This window comes from Nostocoides australiense Ben110, assembly GCF_001050535.1.
In the GTDB taxonomy this organism is placed as follows: domain Bacteria; phylum Actinomycetota; class Actinomycetes; order Actinomycetales; family Dermatophilaceae; genus Nostocoides_A; species Nostocoides_A australiense.
This window is the reverse complement of the sequence record NZ_HG764815.1, coordinates 2759840-2763571: the sequence shown is the minus strand read 5'-3', so window position 1 is coordinate 2763571 and position 3732 is coordinate 2759840. Positions and strand designations below refer to the sequence as shown.

The 3732-nt window shown below is 70.0% G+C and carries 4 protein-coding genes; 1 reads left to right on the top strand and 3 read right to left on the bottom strand.

Translation table 11 applies throughout. The annotated features are described in order from the left end of the window. A partial coding sequence (locus BN11_RS13315) for a hypothetical protein (RefSeq protein WP_048698421.1) occupies nucleotides 1-407 on the top strand: 407 nt, incomplete at its 5' end. A gap of 93 nt (nucleotides 408-500) precedes the next feature. Here the strand turns inward: BN11_RS13315 and BN11_RS13310 are convergent. The 3 genes from BN11_RS13310 to sucB form a co-directional block, all read right to left on the bottom strand. Beyond that, the gene (locus BN11_RS13310) at nucleotides 501-1847 is read right to left on the bottom strand and encodes an Ig-like domain-containing protein (RefSeq protein ID WP_157044146.1); all 1347 of its coding nucleotides are present in this window, start codon (nucleotides 1845-1847) and stop codon (nucleotides 501-503) included. A 21-nt stretch (nucleotides 1848-1868) separates the two neighbouring features. Further along, on the bottom strand, nucleotides 1869-2798 hold the full coding sequence (locus BN11_RS13305) for a TIGR01777 family oxidoreductase (RefSeq protein ID WP_048698417.1): 930 nt from the start codon (nucleotides 2796-2798) through the stop codon (nucleotides 1869-1871). Nucleotides 2799-2900: 102 nt separating this feature from the next. Then, a partial coding sequence (gene sucB, locus BN11_RS13300; protein WP_048698415.1) for a 2-oxoglutarate dehydrogenase, E2 component, dihydrolipoamide succinyltransferase occupies nucleotides 2901-3732 on the bottom strand: 832 nt, incomplete at its 5' end.

Genomic DNA, 3732 nt, shown 5'->3' with positions numbered 1-3732 from the left:
CGGTCCGGGCCCGCTCGGGTGCCCTGGATGAGCCGAAGGCCGTCGTGCAGGCGCTCGCGGACCTGCGTGCGCAGGCCTGGACCGATCTCGACGCGCGTGCGCTCGTGCGGCTGAACGCCGGGGGATCACCGGCCGCGGACGCCGACGACGCGGCACTGGCGCGGGCCCGCCGCGACGACCTGGCCTACGAAGGTCTGCGCTTCACGGTGCGGTCGGCCACCGCGCGGGCGATCGACGGGGCCGACCGCCGGGTCCGGGTCCGCGCCGTCCTCGACGCCAGCGAATTCACCATCACCGACGCCAACGGGCGGACGACGACGGTGCCGGCTGCACCGCATACCCAGATCGTCTTCGACCTGGCCTGGTCCGGTTCGCGATGGCAGGTGCGCGACCTGCGGGAGGCGTAGTCCACACGCGGGCACCCACACGTCGAAAGTGCACGACGCGCCGTAATGAAAATTCATGACGGCGCGTCGTGGGCTTTCGACTGGGGTGGCGGGTCAGGACCCGAACGGCTTGCGGCCCCACGCGATGGCGACAGCGGCCGGGTCGACCGAGGTTGCGCTCTTGTTGCGCTTCTCGAGGCCCTCGATCATCGTGTTGCGGCAGTAGAGCTCGGGCTGGGAGGTCCAGCGGTTACGCCAGTCCGAGGAGGTGCAGTCCCAGGCGAAGCTCTGCCCCAGCTTGCCCTCGACGCCCTCGACGATCCGATAGAACTGGACGACGCCCCAGTGGCCGGGGCCGGGCTTGAGGATGCGCCCGATGTTGTTGGGGCTGGTGGTCACCCGGTCGTTGACCATCGGCATCGTCGAACACGGCAGGTTGACGTTGATGCAGCGGCCCCCGTTGACCGACAACGTGCGCATCTCGTAGGGGAAGACCATGGAGTTCTGGCGGCTGTTGAGGTCGTTGGCGTACTTGCGCCCGAAGGCGAAGTAGTTGGTCGCGATGCGCTGCACGGTGGAGTTCTGCTTGTTGTTGGGGTAGGCGAAGGAACCCCCGGCCCGGGTATGACCGTGTGCCTGGAAGATCGGCAACGTCCCGGCAGTCTCGTCGATGACACGAGTCGTCGTGAGCTTCGTCAGGTCCGGATAGGTCTTGCTCTGCGAGGTCAACGACCAGCCGTAGGCGTCGCGCATCCGGGCCAGGTCGACCCACGACGCTTCGACGGCGAAGTTGTCGGGACAGAGCCGCTCGGTCTCGTCGACACGTGAGGTCACGGTCTGCGCCACACCCATCAGCCCGAGCAGGGCCATGTCCTTGGCGTCCTGCTCGAGGGTGCGCGCGGTGTTCGGCTGATTGGTGCAGCCCTCGCCGGAGGCGGCCTTCCAACTGGCCCGGCCGAAGACGACGCTGATGAACGCCGGGTCCTCCGGCGCCTTGACCGCCACGTTGACCGTGGCCGATCCGCCACGAGGGGTGACCGCGTCGCTCGCGAAGGCGCTGATCCGCAGTCGGGTGCCCGGCAGGCCGCTCAGCACCACGGTGAAGGTGCCCGACTTGCCGTCGCTCGACGTCGGCGTCAACCGCGCGGGGAAGCCGCGCCATTTTCCGGAGAAGGCGCCATTGGTGTTGGCGAGCAGGTAGTCCTTGCATCGTGAACCGTCCGGCCGGCACCCGGAGACGGTGACGCTCGTGACCTTGTTGGGCCCGGAATAGGTGCCGGTGACCGTCACCCGGCCGTCCGTGTTGGTTGATCCCGCGGTCGGCGTCGTCAAGGTGACGGTCGGCCCGGTGGCGCCGCTGGCGCCGGCGGCCCCGGCGGCTATCGAGACCGGGATGACGGCGGCGCCGAGCAAGGCCAGGCGGCGGGCAGCATGAGAACGGGAAGACGTGGGGTGCGACATGGTGTAAGAAACCCTCTCGGCTCACTCCTCGGCCAGTGCCGAGGCGAGGACGGCGGTCAGTGCGCGGTCTTGGTGGACGAAACCCGCGGCGAGCAGCCGATCGGGCAGAACCCGCTGGCTGGCCATGATCTCACCTGCGAACTCGCCGATCACAGCCCGCAGGGCAGCGCCCGGTGCCGGAAGGATAGCGGGTCGATGCAGGAGTCGGCCAAGCGCCCCGGCGACTTCGCGCTGGCGGGGCGGCTCGACACCCACGAGATTGACCGGGCCGGTCAGGTCCGGGTGATCCAGGAGGAAGAGCAGGGCAGCGATCTCGTCGCGACGCGAGATCACCGGCCAGAACTGGCGCCCGGAACCCATCGGGCCACCCGCGCCGAGCCGCGTCGCGCGCACCAGCGGCGCGAGCGCGCCACCGGCGCCAGACATGACCAGGCCGGTGCGAGCCAGCGTCACGGGGGCACCGGCCGCGGACGCGGCCTGGGTCGCGCCCTCCCAGGCGCGGCATACCTCCGCCAGAAATCCCAAGCCTCCGGGGCTGTCCTCGGTGAGCAGTTCCTCCCCGCGGTCGCCGTAGTAGCCCACCGCGGAGGCGTTGACGAGGTGGATCGCTCGATCGTCGCTCGCCAGCCGCGCGGCCACGGCTTCGGCCACCGCCTCGGTGGCGCTCACCCGGTCGCGTAGCACCCGAGCCTTGTATGCCGGTGTCCACCGCTTGTCCCCGACGCCCGGGCCCGCGAGATTGACCACCGCATCCACCCCGGCCAGCGCCTGCGGGTCCAGGTGCCCGGTCGCCGGATCCCATCGGCGTTCGCCCGCGCTCACGGGCTCCCGGCGCACGAGAGTGACGACTTCGTCTCCACGCTCGCGCAGGGCAGCAACAAGGGCTCGGCCGATCAGCCCGCTCGCGCCGGTGACGGCGACGGTGAGCGGCCTCGCCGAACCCTGCTGCACGGAATTCGTCCCTTCGTCCTGGTCAGTGATCCTGGGCCGCTGCGATCCGGGGTGCTGCGACGAATCGTTAGCGGCGCACGAGCCCCGAATGGGGTGGGTTGCCTACAACCCCAGCGAGGCTTCGAAGCGGCCCTCTTCGAGGCGCTCCTTGACCGTGGTGAGGAACCGCGCGGCGTCCGCGCCGTCGACGATCCGGTGGTCGTAGGAGAGCGCGAGGAACATCATCGAGCGGATCGCGATCGTCTCGGCGCCGTCGACCTCAACGACGACGGGCCGGCGCACGATGGCGCCGGAGCCGAGCATCGCGACCTGCGGCTGGTTGAGGATCGGGGTGTCGAAGAGCGCCCCGCGGCTGCCGGTGTTGGTGATGGTGAAGGTGCCACCGGACAGTTCGTCGGGCGTGATCTTGTTGTCCCGGGTGCGGGCGGCGACATCGGCGATCGACCGGGCGAGCCCGGCGATATTGAGGTCGCCGGCGTTCTTGATAACCGGCACGATCAGGCCCTTGGGGGTGTCGACCGCGATCGCGAGGTTCTCGCTGCCGTGGTAGACGATCTCCTCGCCCTCGATGCTGGCGTTGACGCCCGGGTGGGTCTTGAGCGCTTCGACCGAGGCGAGCGCGATGAACGGCAGGAAGGACAGCTTGGTGCCCTCCCGCTTCTCGAACTCGCCCTTGGCCCGGTCGCGCAGCCGGGCGACCTTGGTCATGTCGACCTCGACCACCGTGGTCAGCTGAGCCGAGACCTGCAGCGACTCGACCATGCGCTGGGCGATGATCTTGCGCAGGCGGCTCATCTTCTCGCGGGTCCCGCGACGGCTGTCGGCAACGGCGGGGGCGGCGTCGGGCGCCGCGGCCGGTGCCGTTGCCTGTGCGGCCGGTTGGGGGGTCGCCGGAGCGACGGCGGCCTTGGCCTTCTCGGCGGCGTCGAGGATG